The 26,985-nt window shown below is 39.5% G+C and carries 18 protein-coding genes and 1 rRNA gene (1 of these 19 running past the window's edge); 16 read left to right on the top strand and 3 right to left on the bottom strand.

What is annotated here, in order from left to right; translation table 11 throughout:
• Window positions 1-7: 7 nt before the first annotated feature.
• The 5 genes from MKX69_RS08335 (at window position 8) to MKX69_RS08315 (ending at window position 7,856) form a co-directional block, all read left to right on the top strand.
• The gene (locus MKX69_RS08335) at window positions 8-1,831 is read left to right on the top strand and encodes a heavy metal translocating P-type ATPase (protein WP_002339670.1); all 1,824 of its coding nucleotides are present in this window, start codon (window positions 8-10) and stop codon (window positions 1,829-1,831) included.
• A 46-nt stretch (window positions 1,832-1,877) separates the two neighbouring features.
• Window positions 1,878-2,057, top strand: coding sequence for a 2-hydroxymuconate tautomerase (locus MKX69_RS08330; protein ID WP_002287649.1), 180 nt, complete (start codon window positions 1,878-1,880; stop codon window positions 2,055-2,057).
• A 336-nt stretch (window positions 2,058-2,393) separates the two neighbouring features.
• Window positions 2,394-4,334, top strand: coding sequence for a threonine--tRNA ligase (thrS, locus tag MKX69_RS08325; protein WP_002287651.1), 1,941 nt, complete (start codon window positions 2,394-2,396; stop codon window positions 4,332-4,334).
• Window positions 4,335-4,560: 226 nt separating this feature from the next.
• Complete coding sequence (locus MKX69_RS08320) at window positions 4,561-5,409, top strand: MurR/RpiR family transcriptional regulator (RefSeq protein WP_002287653.1); 849 nt, start codon at window positions 4,561-4,563, stop codon at window positions 5,407-5,409.
• A 293-nt stretch (window positions 5,410-5,702) separates the two neighbouring features.
• The gene (locus MKX69_RS08315) at window positions 5,703-7,856 is read left to right on the top strand and encodes a peptidoglycan D,D-transpeptidase FtsI family protein (RefSeq protein ID WP_002287654.1); all 2,154 of its coding nucleotides are present in this window, start codon (window positions 5,703-5,705) and stop codon (window positions 7,854-7,856) included.
• Between the two features lie 430 nt (window positions 7,857-8,286).
• Here MKX69_RS08315 and MKX69_RS08310 read toward each other — a convergent pair whose 3' ends face one another.
• Window positions 8,287-9,096, bottom strand: coding sequence for a Cof-type HAD-IIB family hydrolase (locus MKX69_RS08310; protein WP_002296740.1), 810 nt, complete (start codon window positions 9,094-9,096; stop codon window positions 8,287-8,289).
• Window positions 9,097-9,387: 291 nt separating this feature from the next.
• Here MKX69_RS08310 and MKX69_RS08305 point away from each other — a divergent pair, with 291 nt between their 5' ends.
• Window positions 9,388-10,824: an NCS2 family permease gene (locus MKX69_RS08305; RefSeq protein ID WP_341009741.1), complete on the top strand. Its 1,437-nt coding sequence runs from the start codon at window positions 9,388-9,390 to the stop codon at window positions 10,822-10,824.
• A 169-nt stretch (window positions 10,825-10,993) separates the two neighbouring features.
• On the top strand, window positions 10,994-12,190 hold the full coding sequence (locus MKX69_RS08300; RefSeq protein ID WP_002290958.1) for a multidrug efflux MFS transporter: 1,197 nt from the start codon (window positions 10,994-10,996) through the stop codon (window positions 12,188-12,190).
• A 61-nt stretch (window positions 12,191-12,251) separates the two neighbouring features.
• Here MKX69_RS08300 and MKX69_RS08295 read toward each other — a convergent pair whose 3' ends face one another.
• Window positions 12,252-12,437 carry a YjzD family protein gene (locus MKX69_RS08295; RefSeq protein ID WP_002295359.1) on the bottom strand — a complete coding sequence of 62 codons (186 nt, stop codon included), beginning with the start codon at window positions 12,435-12,437 and terminating at the stop codon, window positions 12,252-12,254.
• 230 nt (window positions 12,438-12,667) lie between these two features.
• On the opposite strand from MKX69_RS08295, the gene dnaE reads away from it, so the two are divergent.
• From dnaE to pyk, 3 genes are all read left to right on the top strand, one after another.
• Window positions 12,668-15,982 (top strand): DNA polymerase III subunit alpha, encoded by a 3,315-nt coding sequence (gene dnaE / locus MKX69_RS08290; RefSeq protein ID WP_341009738.1) that lies wholly within the window; start codon window positions 12,668-12,670, stop codon window positions 15,980-15,982.
• Window positions 15,983-16,149: 167 nt separating this feature from the next.
• The gene (gene pfkA / locus MKX69_RS08285; RefSeq protein ID WP_002304759.1) at window positions 16,150-17,112 is read left to right on the top strand and encodes a 6-phosphofructokinase; all 963 of its coding nucleotides are present in this window, start codon (window positions 16,150-16,152) and stop codon (window positions 17,110-17,112) included.
• A 73-nt stretch (window positions 17,113-17,185) separates the two neighbouring features.
• Entirely contained in the window at window positions 17,186-18,970 is a 1,785-nt protein-coding gene (pyk, locus tag MKX69_RS08280) for a pyruvate kinase (protein WP_002295355.1), read from the top strand.
• A 34-nt stretch (window positions 18,971-19,004) separates the two neighbouring features.
• Here pyk and MKX69_RS08275 read toward each other — a convergent pair whose 3' ends face one another.
• Window positions 19,005-19,907 carry a LysR substrate-binding domain-containing protein gene (locus MKX69_RS08275; RefSeq protein ID WP_002319209.1) on the bottom strand — a complete coding sequence of 301 codons (903 nt, stop codon included), beginning with the start codon at window positions 19,905-19,907 and terminating at the stop codon, window positions 19,005-19,007.
• A gap of 185 nt (window positions 19,908-20,092) precedes the next feature.
• Here MKX69_RS08275 and MKX69_RS08270 point away from each other — a divergent pair, with 185 nt between their 5' ends.
• The 6 genes from MKX69_RS08270 to MKX69_RS08245 form a co-directional block, all read left to right on the top strand.
• On the top strand, window positions 20,093-20,662 hold the full coding sequence (locus MKX69_RS08270) for a YceD family protein (protein WP_002295352.1): 570 nt from the start codon (window positions 20,093-20,095) through the stop codon (window positions 20,660-20,662).
• Window positions 20,663-20,719: 57 nt separating this feature from the next.
• Window positions 20,720-20,899, top strand: coding sequence for a 50S ribosomal protein L32 (rpmF, locus tag MKX69_RS08265; RefSeq protein ID WP_002290970.1), 180 nt, complete (start codon window positions 20,720-20,722; stop codon window positions 20,897-20,899).
• A 169-nt stretch (window positions 20,900-21,068) separates the two neighbouring features.
• Window positions 21,069-22,490 carry an NADP-dependent phosphogluconate dehydrogenase gene (gene gndA, locus MKX69_RS08260; protein WP_077974368.1) on the top strand — a complete coding sequence of 474 codons (1,422 nt, stop codon included), beginning with the start codon at window positions 21,069-21,071 and terminating at the stop codon, window positions 22,488-22,490.
• 192 nt (window positions 22,491-22,682) lie between these two features.
• Window positions 22,683-23,369 (top strand): response regulator transcription factor, encoded by a 687-nt coding sequence (locus MKX69_RS08255; protein ID WP_002290973.1) that lies wholly within the window; start codon window positions 22,683-22,685, stop codon window positions 23,367-23,369.
• A complete protein-coding gene (locus tag MKX69_RS08250) occupies window positions 23,366-24,871 on the top strand; it encodes a HAMP domain-containing sensor histidine kinase (RefSeq protein WP_002328187.1) in 1,506 nt (501 codons plus the stop codon). The genes MKX69_RS08255 and MKX69_RS08250 overlap by 4 nt, the downstream gene beginning before the upstream one ends.
• Window positions 24,872-25,555: 684 nt before the next feature.
• Window positions 25,556-26,985 (top strand): 16S ribosomal RNA (locus tag MKX69_RS08245) (it continues 130 nt past the right edge of the window).

Below are 26,985 nucleotides of genomic sequence, written 5' to 3'. Positions count from 1 at the left end.
AAAAACAATGACACATTTCAAAAAATTTTTACTTACTTTGCTTATTGGTGGGATAGCTTTATTAAGTGAATTTGTTTTTCACCAGCCGGCCCTTGCATTTGCGATTGTCGCATTTACTGGAGGGATTCTCGCCTTCTTGATGTTTTTGGAAATGATCAAGACGTTACGTTCAGGAAGATATGGCGTAGATGTATTAGCGATTACCGCAATCCTTGCAACATTAGCCGTCAAAGAATACTGGGCTAGTTTGATGATATTGATCATGCTTACGGGCGGAGATAGTCTAGAGGATTACGCGAATAAACGAGCGGGTAAAGAACTGCAGTCTTTGTTAGATAACACCCCAAGAATTGCCCATCGATTCAAAGAAGGAAAATTGCAGGATATAGTAATCGATGAAATAAATATTGATGACCAGTTACTAGTCAAGCCTGGCGAACTTGTACCCGCAGATGGTCGAGTGACCAAAGGAGAATCTTCGGTCGATGAATCTTCTTTGACAGGTGAGTCCCGCCCGGAAACCAAGAAACCTGGAGATCAGATTATGTCAGGGTCTTTAAATGGAGACGGATCGATCCAAATGATCGCTGAAAAACGTGCCGCAGACAGCCAGTATCAAATGATTATTAAACTAGTCGAAGAATCAAAAGAAAAGCCTGCCCGATTTGTCCGTTTAGCTGATCGTTATGCAGTCCCTTTCACGTTGATTGCTTATTTGATCGGTGGTATTTCTTGGTGGTTCTCAAAAGACCCTTTACGATTTGCTGAGGTACTGGTAGTGGCATCACCTTGTCCACTGATTCTAGCTGCGCCCATTGCTTTAGTTGCAGGAATGAGCCGTTCAAGTAAAAACGGGATCGTTGTAAAAACTGGAACAACGATTGAAAAGCTCGCACGTACAAAAACGATTGCTTTTGATAAAACAGGAACGCTTACCAAAGGGATATTGGAAGTAGAGGCGATTCAGCCAGTCAATGGAATAAAAAAAGAAGAGCTACTTCTGTATGCAGCTAGTGCAGAACAGGAATCTAGCCATATCTTAGCTCGTTCGTTAGTGAACAACGTGAAAAACAGCCAACTGTATCCTGTTAGTCAACTGAAAGAAGTGACCGGTCAAGGAATCCAAGCAGTAGTCAATAATCATGAAGTAAAGATTGGACGTGCCTCTTTTGTTTCAGCTGAAGAAATAGAAACGTCCAATACAGCAATCTATGTAACAATTGATCGATCTTTTGCAGGAACGATCCTATTTTCGGATCAGATTCGCCCAGAAGCAGCAAAGACAATCAAGGAGCTAAGAAAACTTGATGTGAAAAATTTGATGATGATCACCGGGGATGGATCTGCCATTGCTCAAACGATTGCAGAAAAAGTCCAATTAGATTCTGTACATGCCCGTTGCTTGCCTCAAGATAAACTGACTATTTTAGAAAGTATCCCTAAAGATCAAAGACCTGTTGCGATGGTAGGAGACGGCGTGAATGACGCACCAGCACTTGCTGCTGCAGATATCGGCATTGCAATGGGAGCTCATGGTTCTACAGCTGCTAGTGAAAGTGCAGATGCGGTCATCTTGAAAGATGATCTTTTACGTGTAGCAAAAGCAGTAGTGATCTCAAAAGATACGATGAGAATAGCGAAACAATCTGTACTGATTGGCATCTTTATTTGTATTTTTTTGATGTTAATTGCAAGTACGGGACTAATCCCCGCATTATTCGGAGCTGTTTTGCAAGAAGTCGTGGATACGGTCTCTATTTTGAGTGCCTTGAGAGCAAAAAAAGATCCAGCCATTTTTCCTGATTCAGTACCCAAGACAAACATAGTATGATAGAATCGAGTTGAAAAAAGAACGATCAGAAAGAGGAGAGAGCATTATGCCATTCGTACATGTCGAATTAGTAGAAGGTCGCAGTCCGGAACAATTAGAAAATATGATGAAAGATATCACGGAAGCTGTTCATAAAAACACGCAGGCACCAAAAGAACACATCCATGTCATCATCAATGAGATGAAAAAAGGAACATACGGTGTAAATGGGGAATGGAAAAAATAAGTTTAGTTTCCCACTTGATTTTTCTATTTATTAGTGGTTAAATAAACACATAATTGATTGATGAGAAAGCCAACTGAATTTGAGAGTCTTCGATAAGAGAGGAAAAGCTAGGCTGAAACTTTTCCAGGAGAAAACCAAAGGATGACCACTTTCGAAACCCTTGTTGAAGCAAGGGCGGTCGGACCGTTACAACGCTTGAGGAACGCATTTGCGTTTGAACATTAGGTGGAACCACGAACTTTTCGTCCTAGTATCTCTTTTCAAGAGATGCTAGGATTTTTTTGTTTTTCAGCTTGATGATCTGATCAATCAAAACATTTCAAGGAGGAAACTATTATGATAAAAATTACTTTTCCAGATGGTGCAGTCAAAGAATTTGAGTCTGGAACAACAACATTGGCAATTGCTGAAAGCATTTCAAAAAGCTTAGCAAAAAAAGCTTTAGCTGGTAAAGTGAACGGAAAACTCGTTGATTTGACTCGTCCAATCGAGGAAGATGCAAGTATTGAGATCATCACACCAGACCATGAAGATGCACTTGGCTTAGTCCGTCATTCAGCAGCTCATTTGATGGCCCAAGCCATGCGTCGCCTCTATCCAAATATCCACTTTGGCGTTGGACCAGCTATCGATTCAGGGTTTTACTACGATACAGATAATGGACAAAACCAAGTAACTGCAGAAGATTTGCCGGCAATCGAAGCAGAAATGATGAAAATCGTCAAAGAAAATCTGCCAATCGAACGCCGTGTTCTTTCAAAACAGGAAGCATTAGAAATTTTTGCAAGTGATCCGTACAAAGTAGAACTGATTAGTGAATTGCCAGAAGAAGAAGTGATTACTGCTTATCAACAAGGCGAATTCATCGATTTGTGTCGTGGACCACATGTTCCATCTACTGGCCGTATACAAGTATTTAAATTATTATCAGTGGCAGGTGCTTATTGGCGTGGAAACTCAAACAATCAAATGATGCAACGTGTATACGGGACAGCCTTTTTTGACAAGAAAGCTTTGAAAGAATATATCCGTCTCCGTGAAGAAGCAAAAGAAAGAGACCATCGTAAACTAGGAAAAGAACTTGACTTGTTCATGGTTTCCCCAGAAGTAGGTTCTGGTTTGCCATTCTGGCTTCCAAAAGGGGCAACAATCCGACGCACGATCGAACGTTATATCGTAGACAAAGAAGTTAGTCTAGGTTACCAACATGTATATACACCAATAATGGGAGATGTTGAGTTGTACAAAACATCTGGACACTGGGATCATTATCAAGAAGACATGTTCCCGCCAATGGATATGGGAGATGGCGAAATGCTTGTTCTTCGTCCAATGAACTGCCCTCATCACATGATGGTCTACAAAAACACGATCCATTCTTATCGTGAATTACCAATTCGTATCGCTGAATTAGGAATGATGCATCGCTATGAAAAATCAGGTGCTTTGTCAGGTTTACAACGTGTACGAGAAATGACGTTGAATGATGGTCATACATTTGTTCGTCCTGATCAAATCAAAGATGAATTTAAACGTACGCTTGAATTGATGGTGGCAGTATATGCTGACTTCAATATTACAGATTATCGTTTTCGCTTGAGCTATCGCGATCCAAACAATACAGATAAATATTTTGATGATGACGCAATGTGGGAAAAAGCCCAAGCAATGCTGAAAGCCGCTATGGATGAATTAGAACTAGATTACTTTGAAGCAGAAGGCGAGGCAGCCTTTTACGGACCAAAACTAGATGTTCAAGTCAAAACAGCTCTTGGTACAGAAGAAACATTATCAACTATACAATTAGACTTCTTATTGCCAGAGCGCTTTGATTTGACATATGTTGGAGAAGACGGGGAAAATACGCATCGTCCAGTAGTTATCCACCGCGGAATCGTTTCTACAATGGAACGTTTTGTTGCTTATTTAACAGAAGTATACAAAGGCGCTTTTCCAACATGGTTGGCACCTATACAAGCAACAATCATCCCTGTTTCTGTTGATGCACATGGCGATTATGCTTATGAAATCAAAGAACGTTTGCAAATGAAGGGGTTGCGTGTAGAAGTTGACGATCGTAATGAAAAAATGGGCTATAAGATACGTGCCTCTCAAACACAAAAGATCCCTTACCAATTGGTTGTTGGAGACAAGGAATTGGAAGATGCAACAGTGAACGTACGTCGTTATGGAAGTAAAGAAACAGCTGTAGAAGATTTGAATATCTTTATTGATGCTATGGAAGCAGAAGTCAAAAATTACAGCAGAGAAAACTAATAGGTAAATTTCCTGTAAAAAAGTAGTAGATAGAAAACAATCCGAACAATAGATAACAGGTATTCCTCAAAGACACAGATGCTCAATAGAATCTGTGGGATTGATAGGATAAGATATTCTGTTGGGCGGATTGTTTTTTTTTGTTTTTTTATCCAGTATACGACCGTGAATAAGGGTCTGATATGGTATACTTACATAGACTATCATTAAAAGGGTGGAGGAACTTATGAGCGTAATTAGTCGTATTGAAAGTATGATGGAAGATTATTCTTCAGCAGAAAAAAAGTTGGCCAACTACATTATCGGTAACATTGAGAAGGTCCCTACAATGACAGCTAATGAATTAGCAGAAGCTTCCGGGTTGAGTGCGCCGACAGTTGTACGTTTTTCCAAAAAAATCGGTTTTCAAAGTCTGACGGACTTCAAAATCACGATTTCAACAGAACTACAGACTGGAATCGATGAAGGTTTTAGTGATATAGAAGCAAATGAGTCCTTTTACTCTATCAAAAACAAACTTGGTAACAATGCACAAGTAGCGATAAAAGAAACAGTAGATATTCTAGAAGAAGAAACGATCCAAAAAGTCGTAGAGTGTTTGGAATCGGCAGAGACTGTTTTTTTATATGGGGTTGGCGCCTCTTCTTTAGTAGTAGAAGATATTCTGCAAAAATGGTCTCGTGTCGGTAAGCCAATCATTTTTGAAAAAGATATCCACGTCTTGCTCCCGCAACTTGTCAGCAATGAGAAAAAGAAAGTGCTTTGGCTTGTTTCAAACTCAGGTAGAAGTGCAGATGTAGTCGCATTAGCCGAGCTGGCGAAAAGCATGAATATCGAAATCATTGCGTTGACGCAATTTGGAAATAACCCGCTTAGCAAGATAGCCGATGTACTCGTACAAACATCTAGACCAAAAGAAATCACGAATCGAAGTGCGGCAACTAATTCACTTTTGGCCCAATTTGCTACGATCGATATCATTTTTTATTTCTATATGGCTAAAAACGAAAAGCTTAGCGAAAAAGTGAAAAAAACACGAGAAGCAATCCAAGAATATTTTATGGATTCGAAATAAAAACCTTACTATTTTTTATATAAGTTTTTTAGAATAACAAAACGTAGTTTTCCACAAATAAATGATCCATCAAAGTGTTTCACGACTTAAGAAAACATAATTTTCAAAAATAAGTTTATTTTTTAATGAAAAAAATAGTTGGATATGTAACTTTAAGTGATTGCTGTGAAACAAAAAGTTGATTTTATCTTGAAATTAGGTAAAGAATTTCTTGCTCCGCCCATTTTTTCTTTTTTATTAAGAAGTTTTTGGGTACAATGAAGCATGAATGTAAATAGGCGGAAGGATAGGAAATGATGAAAGATTTTATGAAAAAAATATTAAATACTTCTTGGTTAGAAAAAATAAGAAAAGGTGCACAAGAACCTAAGAACAAAACGTTTCGCCGGTCCCATGTTCCTTTTCGCTTAAATTTTCTTTTTTTCATTATATTTACGTTATTTGTTGCGTTGATTGCTAGATTGGGTTATTTGCAGATCGTGAACGGCGAAGAGATGGAGGCGCGAGTGAAGTCTACTTCTACGATTACGGTCCAAGAAAGTACTCCTCGCGGAATGATCTACGACTCCACAGGAAAAGCTTTAGTTACGAATAAAGCGAATCAGGCCATCACATATACGAGAGGAACACAAGTTACGGCTAAAGATTTGCTTGAAATCGCAACGAAGCTGAACTCGCTGATCGATGTTCCGGTAGATGAAAATCTGACAGATAGAGATAAAAAAGATTTTTGGCTGGCTGATCCCAAACATTTGAAAGAAGCCACAAAAAGACTTTCGGCAAAAGAAAAGCAATTAGGGAACAGCGAACAATATAGTGCGATGGTCAATAAAGTCACAGCTGATGAGATTAATTTAAACGAGGAGCAATTAAAAATTGCTACCATCTTTAAACGGATGAATAGTGCATATGAATTAAACACTGTCTATATCAAAAACTCTGGTGTTACTGATCAAGAGTTAGCTGTTGTGGCAGAACGCGCTTCTGAACTTCCAGGAGTTTCGACTGGCACAGACTGGACACGAGAATATAATGCAGCAAGTTCACTGAAAAGTATTCTTGGCAGTGTGACGACTGAAAAGCAAGGACTTCCAGCAGATGAAGCAGAGAAATACCTAGCAAAAGGTTATTCTCGGAATGACCGTGTAGGACAAAGTTATTTGGAAAAACAATATGAAGATGTCCTGCAAGGAACCAAAACCCAATATGAAGTTTCCCTTGATAATGAAGGAAATGTTTCGAATCAAAAAGAAATCTTCTCTGGGGAAAAAGGTTCTAATTTAATGTTATCTATGAATGCAGAATTCCAATCAAAAGTAGAAGAAATTTTGAAAAGGAATTATCAAACATTGATCAACAACGGCAAAGCACAGTATTCGCCTGGTGCTTATGCAGTGGCTATGAATCCTCAGACAGGAGAAGTGCTAGCAATGACTGGTTTCAGTCATGAACAAGGTTCCAAAGAAATCACCGAGAATGCTTTAGGCACGATTACTAGCGCCTTTGCTCCAGGGTCTGTAGTCAAGGCTGGTACTTTGACAGCAGGCTGGGCAAGTAACGCGATCAGCGGAAATCAAGTTTTGATTGATGAGCCGATTCGTCTGCAAGGTGCTTCAGAAAAAAGCTCTGTCTTTAATCGAAGCGGACAAGTTGCTCTTGATGCAGTCAAAGCATTGGAATTGTCTTCTAATACGTATATGATCAAAGTGGCGTTAAAGATGTTAGGACTAGACTATACACCTGGAATGGGACTACCTAGTTTAGATGAAGAAGCTAAAGCTTATCAGCAATTGAGAGACTCTTTCAAAGAGTTTGGTCTTGGTACAACGACTGGGATCGATTTGCCGAATGAATCTCCTGGGATCTCACGTTCTGTTGATTATATGAAGAAGTTCAATGCGGATAATGGCAAAGAATGGTATACTCCAGGTAACTTTACCGATTTGGCATTTGGACAGTTTGACACATATACACCAATCCAATTAGCTCAATATGCTTCAACAGTCGCTAATGGCGGGAAACGAGTACAGCCGCACCTAGTCAAAGCGATCTATGGCAATGACGAAAATGGAAACTTGGGTGAAGTGAAGAAAGAAATTGGCACAACAGTAGAAAATACGGTCAATATTTCTGCAGAAAATATGGCGATCCTCCGTGAAGGATTCCACCAAGTTGTCCATGGTACCGATCCTTACACAACAGCCAAACCATTAGCCAGTGCGAAAATGGACCTTTCCGCAAAAACAGGGACTGCAGAAACGGTTGCGGAAGGTCATCCAGATATTACGACAGTCAATAGTAATATCGTGGCATACGGACCAACAGACAATCCGGAAATTGCCATCAGTGTTGTCTTGCCGAACTTATTAGACGAACAAGACCACATGAACTTGACGATTGCTAAAGAAATAATGGACGCGTATTATGATATGTTCATGGCAAAATAAAAAAGAGGTCGTGAAAAAGCCGCTTAGTTTCGAGTATGAAGAAAAATTTTGTGAAAATAGCTTCTCACATTTTTGCTTAAATTTGACTTCATACCGAGAAACTGGCTTTTGAACACCGTTTAAGGAAGAGGTTGTGAAATCAGCGCCCTGACCTGAGTATTAGAGAAACAAAACGGAAAAATAGCTTCTCATATTTTGCCGTTTTTGAGCTAATACCGAAGGACAGCTGATTGAACGCCGTTTATCAAGAGGTCGTGGGCCTGCCGTTCAGCTCCGAGTCACAAGGAACAAGTTCAAAAAAACAGCTTCTCATGTTTTATGAATATTGTGACTTGTGATTGAGGAGTTGGCAGGAGAACACCGTTTACTCGGCAAAAAAGGTTGTGACAAAAATTGTCACAACCTCTTTTTTGTGGAATCTAATTCTCTATTATAGTTTAAGTAGTTTTTCCAGATAAACAGCTAAACCGTCTTCCTGATTGCTCAAAGGAGTGACATCATTTGCAATGCCTTTGAGTTGATCAGTACCGTTAGCCATAGCTACTCCCCAACCTGCATAATCCAACAATTCCAAATCATTATGCTCGTCACCAAAGGCAATGACGTCTTTTTGATCGATAGACAGGTAGTTAGCAATCTCTTGCACGCCTTTTGCTTTTTGGATTCCTTTTGAAACAATCTCTAAGATGGCAGTAGGTCCACCCCATGTCCGAACATCGACATAACTGCCAAATTGACGTGTTAATTCAGCAGATACAGCTCCTGCAAAACGTTTGTCTGTTCGGACAAGCAAAGATGTAGGATTTGTCGTCAAATTTTTAGGAGAAAGCAAATTCTTCTCTCCTGGACGAGAAGAAGCAAAAATTTTTTCATCAAAGAAATCAAAACTGTCAATAAAAAAAGTATCACGATTTTCAGCAGCGATAAAATCTAAATTTAGCTGCTTTTTTTGCGATAAGATTTCAAAAGCGATTTCACGATTGATCAACGTTTCTCTTTCACCATCCCAGTGCTGATTAGGGATGTGTACTAATGCGCCGTTAAAATTAACCATCGGTGTTGTTAATTCTAATTGTTGGTAAAACTGATGGCTCATTCGGAATGGGCGTCCTGTAGCAATACTGACATGATGACCGGCATTGATTGCTTTTTTCAGAGTCTCTTTTGTTTTAGATGTAATCATCGAATCTTGATTGAGGGTAGTTCCGTCCAGATCGATGGCAATTAATTTTTTATTCAATAAGGGTCCTTCCTTCCTCAACTAGCATTTGTTTTAGTCTAGCATATTTTAGGTAATTAACAAGAGCAATCAGCTATTCCTAACAAAAACTACAGTTATGGCTATATAAATAGCTAAACATAAGCTAAACACGAACGTTAAGTATTATTTTCGCTTTTTTTGTTAAAAAAACGTTGAAAAGCGAATAAAACGTCTATATAATTTGAAATTGTTCGATGGATTTGCCCTATTTTACTTATTTTTTATTATTATAGTTTTCCATCAGAAAAAATTCAGGGAGTGGAACTTTTTATGGAAAAGTTTTTCGGTTTAAAGAAAAACAATACAAATGTATCAACTGAAATAATGGCGGGAGTAACGACATTCTTTGCCATGAGTTATATCTTATTCGTAAATCCGACGATTTTGTCAGCATCAGGTATGCCCTTTCAAGCAGTATTTCTAGCGACAATCATTGCATCGATTATTGGTACGCTGGTAATGGGATTGTTCGCAAATGTACCATATGCTCAGGCACCTGGTATGGGATTGAACGCATTTTTCACTTTTACGGTCGTTTTTGGGCTTGGTTATTCTTGGCAACAAGCCTTGGCAATGGTGTTTATTTGCGGATTAATCAATATTTTTATTACTGTCACAAATATTCGAAAAATGATTATTCGGGCGATTCCCGAAAGTCTTCAACATGCGATTGGTGGCGGGATCGGTATTTTCGTTGCGTATGTCGGAATCAAAAATGCAGGATTCTTATCTTTTTCAGCAGACCAGTCAGCTATTTCGAGCTCTGTCGTTGAAGGCGGAAAAGCGACAAATGTTACGATAAATGGTGGAATCGTCCCTGCGTTAGCCAACTTTGACAACGCTCCTATCTTATTGGCTGTGATTGGTTTGGTGCTGACAGCCATTTTAGTTGTAAAAAATGTCCGTGGGGCTATTCTTATCGGTATCGTAGCGACCACAGTCCTTGGTATTTTTATGGGTGTTGTTGATTTAAGTTCCATTGATTGGCAAACGAATTCGTTAGGTAATTCATTTAAAGAATTAGGAACAACTTTCGGTGCAGCATTTGGTTCTGAAGGCATGCAATCTTTATTCAGTGATTCTTCCAAGATTCCTCAAGTATTGATGACGATCATCGCATTCAGTTTATCTGATACTTTCGATACGATCGGAACATTTATCGGTACAGGACGCCGCACAGGCATTTTCTCAAAAGAAGACGAGATCGCGTTGGAAGATGGTCGTGGGTTCAAAACAAAAATGGATAAAGCACTATTTGCCGATGCGATCGCTACTTCCGTGGGGGCTATCTTTGGTACATCGAATACAACAACTTATGTCGAATCTGCAGCTGGGATCGGGGCCGGTGGACGTACTGGTTTGACTTCAGTAGTAGTGGCAGTGCTATTCGCATTAAGTAGTTTATTCTCTCCACTGATCGCCATTGTACCAAATCAAGCAACTGCGCCAGCATTGCTTTTAGTTGGAGTAATGATGATGGCTTCTTTTGCAGACATCAAATGGCTAGATATGGAAGAAGCTTTACCGGCCTTCTTTGCATCGATCTTTATGGGATTGTGCTATAGCATTTCCTATGGGATTGCAGCAGGATTTATTTTCTATACAATTGTGAAAGTAATCAAAGGAAAATACAATGAAGTTTCTGTTGCTTTGTGGATCGTTGATATTTTATTCATTATCAACTTCATCATTCTAGCAACAATTTAACTAAAGGGAAGGGATTGGAACAGTATTTGTTCTGATCTCTTTTTGTTTTACATAAAAAGAACGTTACATATAAAATGACCTTTGCGGGATTTTTCTCTTTTTACTGGCGAGATCGTTGCTTGTTTATTCGAAAATAGGTATGATAAAAGAGACGAAAGAGGGATGATAGATGGAGATTAATTGGAGAAAAAATTTAGTGATTGCGTGGATTGGCTGTTTTTTCACTGGTGCAAGTATTAGTTTAGTTATGCCATTCATACCAGTTTATGTTGAGCAACTAGGAACACCAAAAGATCAAATCGAATTGTTTTCGGGACTAGCAATCTCTGTGACTGCTTTTGCATCTGCCGTGGTTGCACCAATCTGGGGAAATCTAGCTGATCGAAAAGGCCGAAAACTCATGATGATCCGTGCAGCAGCAGGGATGACATTAACAATGGGATCTTTGGCTTTTGTACCGAACGCGTATTGGCTTTTGATCATGCGGTTTTGGAATGGAATTTTGTCTGGATATATTCCAAATGCCACAGCGATGATTGCTTCACAGGCACCTAGAGAAAAGAGCGGATGGGCGTTAGGAACATTGTCTACCGGAGCGATTGCTGGAAATCTGATCGGACCTTCAATGGGCGGTGCACTGGCTCAGTGGTTTGGTATGGAAAATGTATTCTTGATCACAGGGGCTTTGTTGATGATCACAACGGTGCTGACCATCTTCTTAGTCAAAGAAGATTTCCATCCAATCGAGAAAAAAGATCTGATAAGCACCAAAGAAATTTTTTCAAAAATGGATCATCTCTCTATTTTGATCGGTCTCTTCATTACGACCTTGATTTTACAGATAGGAATCACTACGATCAGCCCTATTTTGACCTTATATATTCGTGAATTGAGCGGAAGTACAGAAAATATCCTTTTTGTCAGCGGCTTGATTGTTTCGATAGCTGGTGTTTCCGCTGTCTTTTCTTCACCGAAACTAGGAAAACTAGGGGATAAGATTGGGAATCAAAAAGTTCTAATTGGAGGACTCATTTTATCATTTTGCTGTTATTTACCTATGGCATTCGTCACTACACCGCTCCAATTAGGTATACTTCGCTTTATTTTAGGCTTTTCAACTGGCGCTTTGATGCCTTCTGTCAATACACTGATCAGTAAGATTACGCCTCAAGAAGGAGTCAGCCGAATCTATAGCTACAATCAGATGTTTAGCAACTTTGGACAAGTTTTAGGTCCCATGCTAGGATCGACAGTCGCGCATGCTTATAATTACAGTGCTGTTTTTATTGTGACAAGTTTGTTTGTTCTGTCAAATATTCTTCTTTCTTTATTCAACTTTCGTAAAGTTCTTCGCAGCAGATTATAATGGTGGTGAGGAGTAGAAAATAAAAAAGAGCTTGAGATATCTCAAGCTCTTGGCTGTTTTTTTACGAATGGGCAGAGGTTTCTTTTCTTGGCGCAACTGCACCAATCAAAAGGATAATGACACCCGCAATGAATGAAATGATTGTTGTCAAAGTAAAATCATATGTTCCGCTTGTTAATGCAGCACCAATATAACCGACTACTTGACCTAGAACGACAGCCCAGAATAATGTAACGATATATCGCATAAAGAACACCTCTTTTCTATCTTAATTTTACCAGATTTTCTTTGAATGTAAAGAAACGAGACCAAATCTCAATAAAATTTGAGTTCTTGCGAAAGAACTCATTCCTACAGATTACAAGCAAGCAAATGAAGTGGAATAATCAACTTCAGCGCCTGCTATCTTAATGAAAGTAAAAGGATCAAACCTTTTAACGCTAGTGAATTTTAACGAAAAAAAAGGCGGAATGCAAGATGTTTTTCCCACAACTTTATACAATTACTTCTTATTCTCTTTTACAAAGTACGATACGTATTCGAGAATATGTACAAGAAGCAAAAAAACAAGGCTACACTTCATTAGCCATAACGGATAAAGATGTCTTATACGGTGCACCTGAATTCTATCGTATTTGTGTAGAAGAAGGAGTACAGCCAATCATTGGATTACATCTTAGTTATACTTATGAAGAAAAAAATTATGGCTTGCTTGCGTACGCAAAAGATGAAGTAGGTTATCAGCAGCTGATGAAACTTTCCAGCCGAAAAATGATCCAAGAAAAATTGGATCTTGCAGAAATGACAGAAACCGACCATCTAGCGTTTGTTGTTCCGGCAAATCATTCTGTTTCTGAGGCTTTCAATAAAGAGGATAACTTTTTCGGTCATTGGCAGTTTTTACTTGAAAATGTTTTTACTAGAAATTTTTATATCGGCTTGACAGAAAACACGCCTGATCAATTGCCTGAATGGTATCAGTATGTGATAAAAGAAAATTATTCGCTTTGTGCATTACATCCCATCGCTAGTTTACAACAAGAAGAACTTTTTGCACTTGAAGTGATGAAACATATCAAAGATGGAAGCCAAATACCTTTAGAAAATTTATCTGCATCTTTACCACTAACAGCAAATGGCTATCTTCTTTCAGAACAAGAAATGATCAAACGATTCGAAAAAGCGGGTCTTTCCCAAGCTGTAATAGGCGCCCAGCGTTTAGCTGAATCGATTTCATTTGAATTCCAGTTCCATCAGAAATTACTTCCGCATTATCCAGTTCCTAATGGAAAACAAGCTGGAGAATATTTAAGAGAGTTATGCTATTCGCAAGTGGAACGCCGAATCACTGATTATACAAAGGAATACCAAGAACGTTTGGACTACGAGTTATCTGTCATCCATCAAATGGGATTCGATGATTATTTCTTGATCGTATGGGATGTAATGGCTTTTGCTCATAGAAACAAAATCGTTACCGGTGCAGGTCGTGGTTCTGCTGCGGGTTCATTAGTAGCCTATGTGTTAGAAATCACAGATGTGGATCCATTAGAATATGATTTGCTGTTCGAACGCTTTTTAAACCCCGAACGCTTTACGATGCCAGATATCGATTTGGATATTCCTGACAATCGACGTGAAGAAGTATTGAATTATGTTCGAGAAAAGTATGGACAATATCATATGGCACAAATCGCAACATTTGGCACAATGGCAGCAAAAATGGTTCTTAGAGATGCAGCTAGAGTGTTTGGTTTATCGCAAAGTGAAGCAAACCGCTGGTCAAAAGCAATACCCAATCAATTGAAAATCACATTGACCCAAGCTTATAAAACTTCGCATCAATTAGTAGAATTAGTTCAGGCAAGCGAAAAAAACCAACTTTTATTCAAAACTGCAGTGATTTTAGAAGGATTGCCAAGACATGTTTCGACTCACGCAGCAGGTGTAGTTATCAGCGATAAGAATCTACTTGAACTAGTTCCGCTCCAACGCGGTTCTGATGAAGCTTTTCTGACCCAGTATACGATGAATGAGGTAGAAGCAATCGGTCTTTTGAAAATGGACTTTTTAGGACTACGCAACTTATCGATTATTGATTTTACTTTGAAAGCTGTTAAGCGAGTAGAAGGGTATGAGATCCGATTAAAAGAGATCCCGCTAAATGATGCAAAAACGCTGCTCTTGTTTCAACGAGGCGAAACCTCAGGAGTATTTCAATTTGAATCTGCTGGTATCCGGAACGTTTTACGAAGATTAGGTCCAGAAAACATCGAAGATATTGCCGCAGTCAATGCATTGTATCGACCAGGCCCTATGCAAAATATAGATACCTTCATTGCCAGGAAGAAAGGAAAAGAAGCCATTCGCTACCCAGATGATTCACTGATCCCGATTTTGAAAAACACATATGGAGTGATCGTCTATCAGGAACAAATCATGCAGATCGCCTCGACTATGGCTGGATTTACATTAGGGCAGTCAGATATTCTGCGACGGGCAGTGAGTAAAAAGAAAAAAGACGTATTAGATGAAGAAAAGTCGCATTTTGTATCAGGAGCATTACAACAGGGATATTCGGAAAAAACAGCAGCGACCGTATATGAATATATCGAAAAATTTGCAAACTATGGATTCAATCGGTCACATGCATTTGCTTATTCATTCGTGGGATTCCAAATGGCGTATCTAAAAGCCCATCATCCAGGTGCTTTCTTTACCAGCCTGATGAATTCTGTTCGGCATAACACATCAAAATTGAAAGAATATATTGCAGAAGCACGTAAAAATAAACTCAAACTTTCCTCGCCGTCCATTAATCAAAGTAATTCCAGTTTTGAGTTGGTCAATAAGGAAGAAATCAGATTCGGACTGACAGCGATAAAAGGTATTCGGCGTGATTTTGTAGAAGATATATTAAACGAAAGAAAACAAAATGGCCCGTTCCAGTCAGTGGATCAATTCCTCATACGGATCGATAAGCGTTGGCTGAAATTAGAGTTACTGCAATCACTGACAGCAGTAGGCGTTTTTGATGAATTATCTCCTAACAGGAAACAATTGATGCTTGATCTCGAAGGAAAAATCCAAAATATCGTTTACAGTGGTGGAAGTCTTGACTTGCTGGGAATCATGGCATTAAAAGAAGAAGAAGTCGCTGACTATACACTAGAAGAACGCTTGAAGCTGGAAGAGGAGTACTTAGGTATTTATTTGTCAGGTCATCCTGCAGAAGGGTTTGATCGTCTTCGTTTAGCTAAACAAGTTCAGCTGATTACAGATATCGTCCCTAATCAACCAGTCAATTTATTAGTGATGATCAAGGAAGTTAGAGAAATTCGGACAAAAAAAGGAGAACTGATGGCCTTTGTTGAAGGAACCGACAGTAGTGGAGAAATTTCTGTCACAGTTTTTCCAACTCTTTATCGTAAATATCGTAATTTGTTTGCCGTTGATCGAGTGATCTTTGTTCAAGGGCGGAGCGAAATCAGCAAATATAATCAGGAACTGCAACTAATTGGAGAAAGCTTTGCTGATCCTAACCAGTTAGAAGCCCAGTATCCTTCACAAACTTGCTATTTGCGTATTACAGAAGAACGGGAAGATCCCGAGATAATGAAACAATTACAAGTGATTTTTCAGAAACACCCAGGATATATACCAGTAGTTATGTATCACGAAAAAACGCAACGAAAAGTAGTTCTGTCAGATGCTTATTGGGTGGATGACAGCAAGAGTATAAAGGGGCAACTTATTTATCTGCTTGGCGAAGATAATGTGGTTTTCAAATAACTTACGGTAAAAAATACTACTTGCTTTCATTTTTTTTCATTTTTTTATCCGTAAATCAAGACAAGTGAGAAAAATAATGTTAGAATGTTAGTCGTGGTTAACGCAAAAATGGTTGTAAACCTAAGTCATACTTAGGATAAAGTATTTTAATGAGGTGAATGTTTATTATGAAACGCATCGGAATTTTGACCAGTGGCGGAGACGCACCTGGAATGAATGCAGCTGTTCGTGCCGTTGTTCGTAAAGGTATTTACGAAGGACTGGAAGTATACGGGATCAATTATGGTTTTGCCGGTTTAGTTGCTGGAGATATTCGTCGTCTTGATGTGGCAGATGTAGGTGACAAGATCCAACGTGGTGGTACATTCTTGTATTCTGCACGTTATCCAGAATTTGCAACTGAAGAAGGTCAATTAAAAGGAATCGAACAATTGAAAAAATTCGGAATCGAAGGTCTAGTGGTTATCGGAGGAGACGGCTCTTATCATGGCGCAATGGCTTTGACAAAACGCGGTTTCCCAGCAGTAGGTATTCCTGGAACAATCGATAATGATATTCCTGGGACTGATTTCACAATCGGTTTTGATACAGCAATCAATACAGTACTAGAATCAATTGACCGTATTCGTGACACAGCGACTTCTCATGTTCGTACATTCGTTATCGAAGTAATGGGACGCAATGCAGGAGACATCGCTTTATGGTCAGGTGTGGCTGGCGGAGCGGATGAAATCATCATCCCAGAACATGATTTTGATATGGCTTCAGTTGCTAAAAAAATCCAAGAAGGCCGCGATCGCGGGAAGAAACATTGCTTGATCATCTTGGCTGAAGGTGTAATGGGCGGAAATGAATTCGCTGAGAAACTTTCAGAATTTGGCGACTATCATACACGTGTATCTATCTTGGGACACGTTGTCCGTGGTGGAGCACCAAGCGCACGCGACCGCGTGTTGGCAAGTAAATTCGGTGCTTACGCTGTCGAATTGCTTCAAGAAGGAAAAGGTGGATTATGTGTCGGTATCCATGACAACGAAATCGTTGCGTCTGACATCATTGATACACTTGAAAACAACAAACATAAACCAGACTTATCACTATATGATCTAAATAATTCACTTTCATTTTAAGAGTGAAAGAAACCAAGCTATTTAAGCTGTGTACAGCTTTAAATAAACAAAATTGAATGGGAGAGTTTTTTAAATGAAAAAAACCAAAATCGTTAGTACATTAGGACCAGCAAGTAACTCAGTAGAAATTATTTCTCAATTGATTGAATCTGGGGCAAATGTCTTCCGCTTTAACTTTTCTCATGGTGACCATGAAGAACAATTATCACGTATGACTATGGTCCGTGAAGCAGTTAAAAAGACAGGAAAAGATGTCGGTATTCTTTTAGATACAAAAGGAGCTGAAATCCGTACAACTGTTCAAGGCACAACAGAAGCTGATTTTGGTCGTGCAGGATACATCAAATTTGAAGTAGGAGATCAAACACGCATCTCTATGGATCCTGAACATGTAGGTTCAAAAGAAAAAATCGCGGTTACTTACCCAGGATTATTTGACGATGTTCACGTTGGTGGACACATTTTATTTGATGATGGTTTGATCGATATGCAAATCATTGAAAAAGACGAAGCAAACCGTGAATTAGTCGTAGAAGTTAAAAATGCAGGTATGCTAGGATCACGTAAAGGGGTAAATGCACCAGGCGTTTCTATTAGTTTGCCAGGTATTACTCCAAAAGATGCTGACGATATTCGTTTTGGTTTAGACAACGATATCGACTTTATCGCTGCAAGTTTTGTACGTAAAGCACAAGACGTTCTAGATATCCGCGAAATCTTAGAAGAAAAAGACATGACTCATGTTCAAATCTTCCCTAAAATCGAATCTCAAGAAGGTATCGACAACATTGACGAAATCATCAAAGTTTCTGACGGTGTTATGATTGCCCGCGGAGATATGGGTGTTGAAATCCCAGCTGAACTAGTACCAATGGTTCAAAAACGCATCATCAAAAAATGTAATGCTGCTGGTATCCCAGTTATCACTGCTACACAAATGTTAGAATCAATGCAAGAAAACCCACGTCCAACACGTGCGGAAGCTTCTGACGTTGCTAACGCTGTATTTGATGGCACAGATGCAACAATGCTATCTGGTGAATCTGCAAACGGGGACTACCCAGTTGAAGCTGTTTCAACAATGGCACGTATCGACCAAGAAGCTGAAAATGCATTATCAGAATTAGGTACATTCCAATTGAACGAATTCGATAAAACAGATGTAACTGAAACAATCGGTTTATCTGTAGCTCGTGCTGCAAAAAATCTAGGCGTGAAAACAATCGTTGCTGCAACTGAATCAGGATACACTGCAAAAATGATTTCAAAATATCGTCCAGATGCAGATATCTTGGCTGTTACTTTTGACGAACGCACAAAACGTGGTTTGATGTTAAACTGGGGCGTTTACCCAACAGTTGCTGAAAAACCATCAACAACTGATGAAATGTTTGAACTAGCAGCTAAAAAAGCTGTTGAATTAGGTTTCGCATCAGAAGGCGATTTAATCTTGATCACTGCTGGTGTACCAGTTGGTGAACGCGGAACAACTAACGTGATGAAAATTCAAATGATTGGTTCTAAATTATTAGAAGCTCAAGGCGTTGGACAAAAATCTGTCGTTGCAAATGCAGTTATTGCTTCATCTGCTGAAGAAGCTGTAAAAAAAGCAAAAGACGGAATGGTTCTAGTTGTACCATCAACTGACAAAGAATATATGCCTGCAATCGAAAAAGCAGCTGCTGTTATCGTTGAAGAAGGCGGATTGACTTCTCACGCTGCAGTTGTAGGAATTGCACAAGATATTCCTGTAATCGTTGGTGCTAAAGGCGCAACAACAACAATTACAGAAGGTGAATTGATTACCGTTGATTCACGTCGCGGCATCGTTTACCGTGGCGAAACAACAGCTATCTAATTTAGCTTAATAAAAAATAAAAACAGCTCTTCTTCTACGAAGAGCTGTTTTTTTGTGCTGTAACGAATTCATGGATAACTTGGACTACTTGTTCTTGAAGAGGCGTGACGATCTGCTGTGTTCGTTTTGCCAATGAAATCAAGAAGCGAGGCTGAACTTCATCTGAAAGAGGGAGGCAAACTAAATGATCTTCAGGATGGACAGCAATCTCTGCCAAAAAACCGATACCCACATTTTCTCGGACCATACTCTTTAAAATCGTCAAGTCATTGCTTTGATAAACAACTTTTGGATGAGTATGTGTTTGTTTAGAAAGCTTAGTGAATGCTGCGGGGTGGACATAATGTTCGTTCAATAGTACAAACTGTTCATCTGCTATATCTTTGAAAGAGACAGTATCCTGCTTGGAAAGAGGATGTGTAGGTGGCACGACGATCATGAAACGTTTGTCCAAAAGTAACTCTGTTTCTAAATATTGATCCACGATTGGCTGTGTTGAGCCTAATACAGCTAAATCGATCCTCCCTTGTCGGATCATCCCGTATAAGTCCCGAGAGCCTCCATCGGTAATCTCAATTTGATTCATCAATTCATGCTTGATAAAGTAACTTGACAGTTTAGGAAAGTATTCATTGCCGATAATAGGAGGCATCCCAAAACGAAGCTTTTTCTTTTGCAACTGAGTGATTTCAGCTCTTGCAGTAGAAATCTCTTGGAGAATGGTTTGTGCATGGAGAAACAGCTGCTTTCCAGAAGGCGTGACGATTAAATCGTGATGCGATCGATCTCTTGTAATAAGTACGGTATCAAACTCTTTTTCAAGACGTTGTAATGCATATGTAATAGTAGGTTGGCTCACACGGAAATAATTAGCCACTTTCGTAAAGTTTTTTTGTTTGACGATTTGGACATAGTATTCGATATCTTTCGTGTTCATGAAGATCATCCGCTCCTTTAATGGAATAATGATTATTGTAAATGATTCTGAGGGTGATAGCAAACAGAGGCTTTCTAATAAAGATTTTTCTGTTTTTTTATGAACTGCAAGGTGTCAAGAAAATTTCATTGACAACATGCTTTTTGCCCTGTATAATTGCTTTTGTTGCTTAGGAGTGATGAAAAATGAAATGGTCTTTATTGGAATTGAGAAAATACCAGGAGACACCGTTAACTTTTCATGAGACGCTCGACTTGAAAGCCGCTCTCATGAAGCGAGACAATTTAATACTTGATGTTGCGCCAGTGGAAGTCGAAGGTTTGGTCTCAGTTGATAAGAAAGGCTATATCGTTCATTACACTGTGCAGACGACTTTGACAGTTCCTTCAACACGTTCACTAGAACCTGTTGAACTGCCCATGGATTTTTCTGTAGACGAAGTATTCATGACAGAAGAACAATTCCAAAGTAGAGATGAACAAATGTCTGCGGATGAGATTTTGCTAATTGAAGGTCCATTATTGAATTTAGCAGAGTCGATTGAAGACAACATCTTATTGGCGATTCCAATGCGGGTATTGACAAAAGAAGAGGAAGCAGCAACAGAACTTCCAAAAGGCAATGATTGGGAAGTTGTTTCCGAAGAAGAATACCAGCGCAGAAAAATGGAAGAAGCCGAGAATAAAATTGATCCTCGTCTTGCAAAACTATCTGAACTTTTTGATTCTAAATCAAAAGACGACGATAACAAGTAAGATTGGAATATATTGTGTCTAATTTAGATACAAGACTTTACAAGGAGGTGTAGCAAAATGGCAGTACCAGCTAGAAGAACATCAAAAGCTAAAAAAGCAAAACGTCGTACACACTACAAATTGACAATCAAAGGGTTAAACGAATGTCCAAACTGTGGTGAAATGAAAAAAAGCCATCACGTATGTGCAAATTGTGGTTACTATGATGGTAAGGACGTAATGTCAAAAGAAGCTTAATACATTTTAATTAGAAAATGTAAAACCTCAAGGCTAACCATGGAGCCTTGAGGTTTATTTTTTTGTAGTCGGTAAATAAAAAATATGTTGTTCTTTAGTTTGCAATGTAGCCGTGTTAAGCTATAATGTAAGAGATTAGGGAGAAATCCCGTATGTAGGAGGAGTTCATATGTCAAAACAACAAATCGGCGTTGTCGGTATGGCCGTTATGGGTAAAAATCTAGCCTTGAACATAGAAAGCCGCGGCTATTCAGTGGCTTTATTCAATCGTACAGGGGCTAAAACAACCGCTGTAGTAGAAGAACACCCAGATAAAAATTTCAAAGCAACATATACAATCGAAGAATTTGTAGAATCTATCGAGAAACCACGTCGGATCTTGCTAATGGTCAAAGCAGGACCGGCAACAGATGCAACAATCCAAGAGTTACTTCCTCACCTTGATAAAGGCGATATTTTGATTGACGGAGGAAATACATTCTTTAAAGATACGATGCGTCGTAATGAAGAGTTAGCCAACTCTGGCATCAACTTTATCGGTACAGGCGTTTCCGGTGGTGAAGAAGGAGCTTTAAAAGGACCTTCAATCATGCCTGGTGGACAAAAAGAAGCCTATGCGCTAGTTGCACCAATCTTAGAGCAAATTTCTGCAAAAGCAGAAGACGGAGCACCATGTGTCACATATATTGGCCCAAATGGAGCCGGACATTATGTGAAAATGGTACACAACGGTATTGAGTATGGAGATATGCAACTGATTGCTGAATCTTATGACTTAATGAAGAATATTTTAAACCTTTCAGTAGAAGAAATGGCTGATATCTTTAAAGAATGGAATAAAGGCGAATTAGACAGCTATTTGATAGAAATCACTGCTGACATTCTGACACGTAAAGACGATGAAGGAACAGGTAAACCAGTAGTAGATGTGATCCTTGATGCAGCTGGGAATAAAGGAACAGGTAAATGGACAAGCCAAAGCGCGCTTGACTTAGGTGTGCCACTTCCATTGATCACTGAATCTGTATTTGCCCGCTATATTTCTGCTTATAAAGAAGAACGCGTACAAGCAAGCAAGATTTTATCTCGTACGAACGATTTTGAGTTCACGGGAGACAAAAAAGAATTGGTCGAAAAAATCCGAGAAGCGTTGTATTTCAGTAAAATCATGAGTTATGCCCAAGGATTTGCTCAATTACGTGTCGCTTCAAAAGAATTTGATTGGGACTTGCCATTTGGTGAAATCGCAAAAATCTGGCGCGCTGGATGTATCATCCGAGCTCGATTCTTGCAAAAAATTACGGATGCCTATGACAAAAATCCTGAGATCGAAAATTTATTGCTAGATGATTACTTCGTTGAAATCACGAAAAAATATCAGCAATCAGTCAGAGACGTCGTTGCCTTGGCTGTCCAAGCTGGCGTACCTGTACCGACTTTCTCATCAGCCATCGCTTACTTCGATTCATACAGAGCAGAACGTCTGCCTGCAAATATAATCCAAGCCCAACGCGATTACTTTGGCGCACATACCTATGAACGTGTCGACAAAGAAGGAATCTTCCATTACTCATGGTACCATGAAGAATAATAGTCTTTCGGCTGTTAGGAAATGAGAAAATAAAAAGAGGACGAAAGAGCTGAAGTCGATTGTTATGAGTAGACTTCAGCTCTTTTTTAAAATTGCTATCCATGATAAAATGACTATAGATTTTTAAGCATATTATCGGTATAATGATAGAGTTTTTAAAAAGCCAGTAGAATAGAAAGGATAAAATAATAAATGAGCAATATTCTAATCATTGAAGATGAAAAGAACTTGGCACGATTTGTCGAGCTAGAGTTGAAGCATGAAGGGTATAACGCAGAAGTCCACTACAACGGCCGAACTGGTTTAGATGCGGCATTAAATAATGAGTGGGATGCCATATTGTTGGATCTGATGCTCCCAGAATTGAACGGTTTAGAAGTCTGCAGACGTGTACGCCAAGTCAAAAATACACCAATCATTATGATGACTGCAAGAGATTCTGTGATCGATCGTGTATCTGGACTTGACCACGGAGCAGATGACTACATCGTCAAACCATTTGCTATCGAAGAATTATTAGCACGTCTTCGTGCATTGTTGCGTCGAATCGATATTGAAGGCGATAAAAATGTGGCTAAACAAACTACTATTACTTATCGCGATTTGACTATCGAAAAAGAAAACCGTGTCGTACGTCGCGGAAATGAAGTAATTGAACTAACAAAAAGAGAATACGAGTTGCTGCTTACTTTAATGGAAAACGTGAACGTGGTATTAGCACGTGACGTTTTACTAAATAAAGTGTGGGGATACGAAACAGAAGTTGAAACAAACGTAGTGGACGTATATATTCGTTATCTTCGCAACAAAATTGACGTTCCCGGGGAGGAAAGCTATATCCAAACTGTACGCGGAACAGGTTATGTGATGCGCTCGTGATAAAGCCGAAAAAATCGGAAAAAAGAGAACTGAAAGGGCCCTCCTTGACAATCAAGTGGGCCTTTGCGAGTTCTTTCTTCATATTCGTTGTGTTTACAATTTTCGCTGTCATTACCTATAAATCATCTATCAATCTGATTGTGGCAAAAGAAAGAAACAATGTAGAGCGTACGATTTCAGAAGTAGCTTCTCGTTTGGCTAACTCGGATGAAGAACTGACATTAGTAAATACGTATCGTAATCTGACGAAAGCGACAAATGACGGAGATGAGGTCGTAGATCATACTTCACTGGTCGAAGGAAACTTAATGAAGATCGATTCCTTTATAGCTGAGCTAGGGCAGCCATCAATGGGTCTTTATGTTTATGATTTGGACGAGAACTTGATTTTTAAAACCCATGAAAACAGTCGAAACCTGATTCAGACTACTCGTAAAGTGCCAACGATCGTTACACTAGAAGGAAAAACTGGCTTTTTATCTATCCAGCCTATATATTCTAAAGGTACAAGAGAAAAGATTGGCTATGCGCAAAGCTTCTATGAATTATCTTCTTTCTATGATATCCGAAATAAGCTATTATTGACTCTTATTGTTTTAGAAGTTGTTTCTTTGATCTTAAGTAGTATTTTAGGTTTCTTTTTATCTTCTTATTTCTTAAAACCACTCAAGGTACTCAGAGATACAATGGATACTATAGGTAAAGATCCGCAATCAGATATCCACATGCCTGAAATCGACACAAATGATGAATTGGCAGATTTAGCTGAAATATTCAATGAGATGCTTGACCGTATGCGTTTGTATATTGAACAACAAGAGCAATTCGTGGAAGACGTATCTCATGAGTTAAGGACACCTGTTGCAATTATTGAAGGGCATCTTAGTCTGCTAAATCGTTGGGGGAAAGATGATCCTGAGATATTAGAAGAATCATTAAGCGCCAGCATGCAAGAAATCAGCCGTATGAAAAGCTTAGTTCAAGAGATGCTAGACTTATCAAGAGCAGAACAAGTAGATGTTCATTATGCGAATGAAACAACTAAAGGAAAAGAAGTCACCTATCAAGTTTATAATAATTTCAAGATATTATATCCAGACTATGTGATCACTTTAGATGATGATTTGACAAAAGAAGTGACCCTGCAAATTTATCGTAATCACTTTGAACAATTAATCATTATCATATTGGATAACGCAGTAAAGTATTCAACTACACGAAAAGAAGTCCATATCTCTATTTCTTCCACTCTGAATGAATTTGAGATCGCGATTCAGGACTTTGGCGAAGGAATACCCAAAGAAGACCTTAATAAGATCTTCAATCGTTTTTATCGAGTGGATAAAGCAAGAGCTAGAACGAAGGGTGGAAATGGTCTGGGGTTGTCTATCGCTAAACAACTGGTTGAAAACTATAAAGGACGTATCTTAGCAGAAAGTGTAGTAGGGCAAGGGACAATTTTTAGAATCTTTATTCCTATCGCAAAGGCAGAAGACAAGTAAAGCATGTGCTTTACTTGTCTTCTTATATATCCAACAAAGAATAAGGTACAAAATACAAGCAAGTGAGAAATTCAGGGATGTCATTATAAAAAACTAGCGAACAATTAAATAGAATAACATCCGTTAATTAAATGTAAGTAGCTTTTAGATGAACGAAAAAACAATAAAATACTGTAATATTCGTGTTTAAAAATAATAAATAAAAATAGGGAATTTTCTATTGCAATTTTATAAAGAGATTGCTATATTATTATTTGTTCTAAATGATTCCTTTAAGGTGTCACTAAAAATTATAAAAAATAGTGTTGACGCACTTTTGATGTCATGTTATAATAACGAAGTCGTTTAAATGAGATAGCTAATAAAGCTTGATTTTATCGAAAAAAACTTCAAAAAAGTTATTGACAAATAACAATAAAGATGATATGATAATCAAGTCGCTGCTAATGAGTGATAAAGACGTTTAGAAAAAATAAACAAAAAAGTTGTTGACATTCTCTTTTGAATCTGATAAGATTAAAGAGTTGTTGAAACAAAAAGATTAGACCTTTGAAAACTGAACAAAGTAAGATAAACCAAATGTGTAGGGCGTCTTGATTCAATTCGAGACAACAAACATTTTTAACAAGCAAGCAATATGCTAGCAAACAAATTGAGCTTAACAATCGCAAGATTGTTCGAACTTTTTATGAGAGTTTGATCCTGGCTCAGGACGAACGCTGGCGGCGTGCCTAATACATGCAAGTCGAACGCTTCTTTTTCCACCGGAGCTTGCTCCACCGGAAAAAGAGGAGTGGCGAACGGGTGAGTAACACGTGGGTAACCTGCCCATCAGAAGGGGATAACACTTGGAAACAGGTGCTAATACCGTATAACAATCGAAACCGCATGGTTTTGATTTGAAAGGCGCTTTCGGGTGTCGCTGATGGATGGACCCGCGGTGCATTAGCTAGTTGGTGAGGTAACGGCTCACCAAGGCCACGATGCATAGCCGACCTGAGAGGGTGATCGGCCACATTGGGACTGAGACACGGCCCAAACTCCTACGGGAGGCAGCAGTAGGGAATCTTCGGCAATGGACGAAAGTCTGACCGAGCAACGCCGCGTGAGTGAAGAAGGTTTTCGGATCGTAAAACTCTGTTGTTAGAGAAGAACAAGGATGAGAGTAACTGTTCATCCCTTGACGGTATCTAACCAGAAAGCCACGGCTAACTACGTGCCAGCAGCCGCGGTAATACGTAGGTGGCAAGCGTTGTCCGGATTTATTGGGCGTAAAGCGAGCGCAGGCGGTTTCTTAAGTCTGATGTGAAAGCCCCCGGCTCAACCGGGGAGGGTCATTGGAAACTGGGAGACTTGAGTGCAGAAGAGGAGAGTGGAATTCCATGTGTAGCGGTGAAATGCGTAGATATATGGAGGAACACCAGTGGCGAAGGCGGCTCTCTGGTCTGTAACTGACGCTGAGGCTCGAAAGCGTGGGGAGCAAACAGGATTAGATACCCTGGTAGTCCACGCCGTAAACGATGAGTGCTAAGTGTTGGAGGGTTTCCGCCCTTCAGTGCTGCAGCTAACGCATTAAGCACTCCGCCTGGGGAGTACGACCGCAAGGTTGAAACTCAAAGGAATTGACGGGGGCCCGCACAAGCGGTGGAGCATGTGGTTTAATTCGAAGCAACGCGAAGAACCTTACCAGGTCTTGACATCCTTTGACCACTCTAGAGATAGAGCTTCCCCTTCGGGGGCAAAGTGACAGGTGGTGCATGGTTGTCGTCAGCTCGTGTCGTGAGATGTTGGGTTAAGTCCCGCAACGAGCGCAACCCTTATTGTTAGTTGCCATCATTCAGTTGGGCACTCTAGCAAGACTGCCGGTGACAAACCGGAGGAAGGTGGGGATGACGTCAAATCATCATGCCCCTTATGACCTGGGCTACACACGTGCTACAATGGGAAGTACAACGAGTTGCGAAGTCGCGAGGCTAAGCTAATCTCTTAAAGCTTCTCTCAGTTCGGATTGCAGGCTGCAACTCGCCTGCATGAAGCCGGAATCGCTAGTAATCGCGGATCAGCACGCCGCGGTGAATACGTTCCCGGGCCTTGTACACACCGCCCGTCACACC

The organism is Enterococcus sp. FSL R5-0957 (genome assembly GCF_038008005.1).
Taxonomy (GTDB): Bacteria; Bacillota; Bacilli; order Lactobacillales; family Enterococcaceae; genus Enterococcus_B; species Enterococcus_B faecium.
This window is presented reverse-complemented; position numbering and strand designations above follow the sequence as displayed.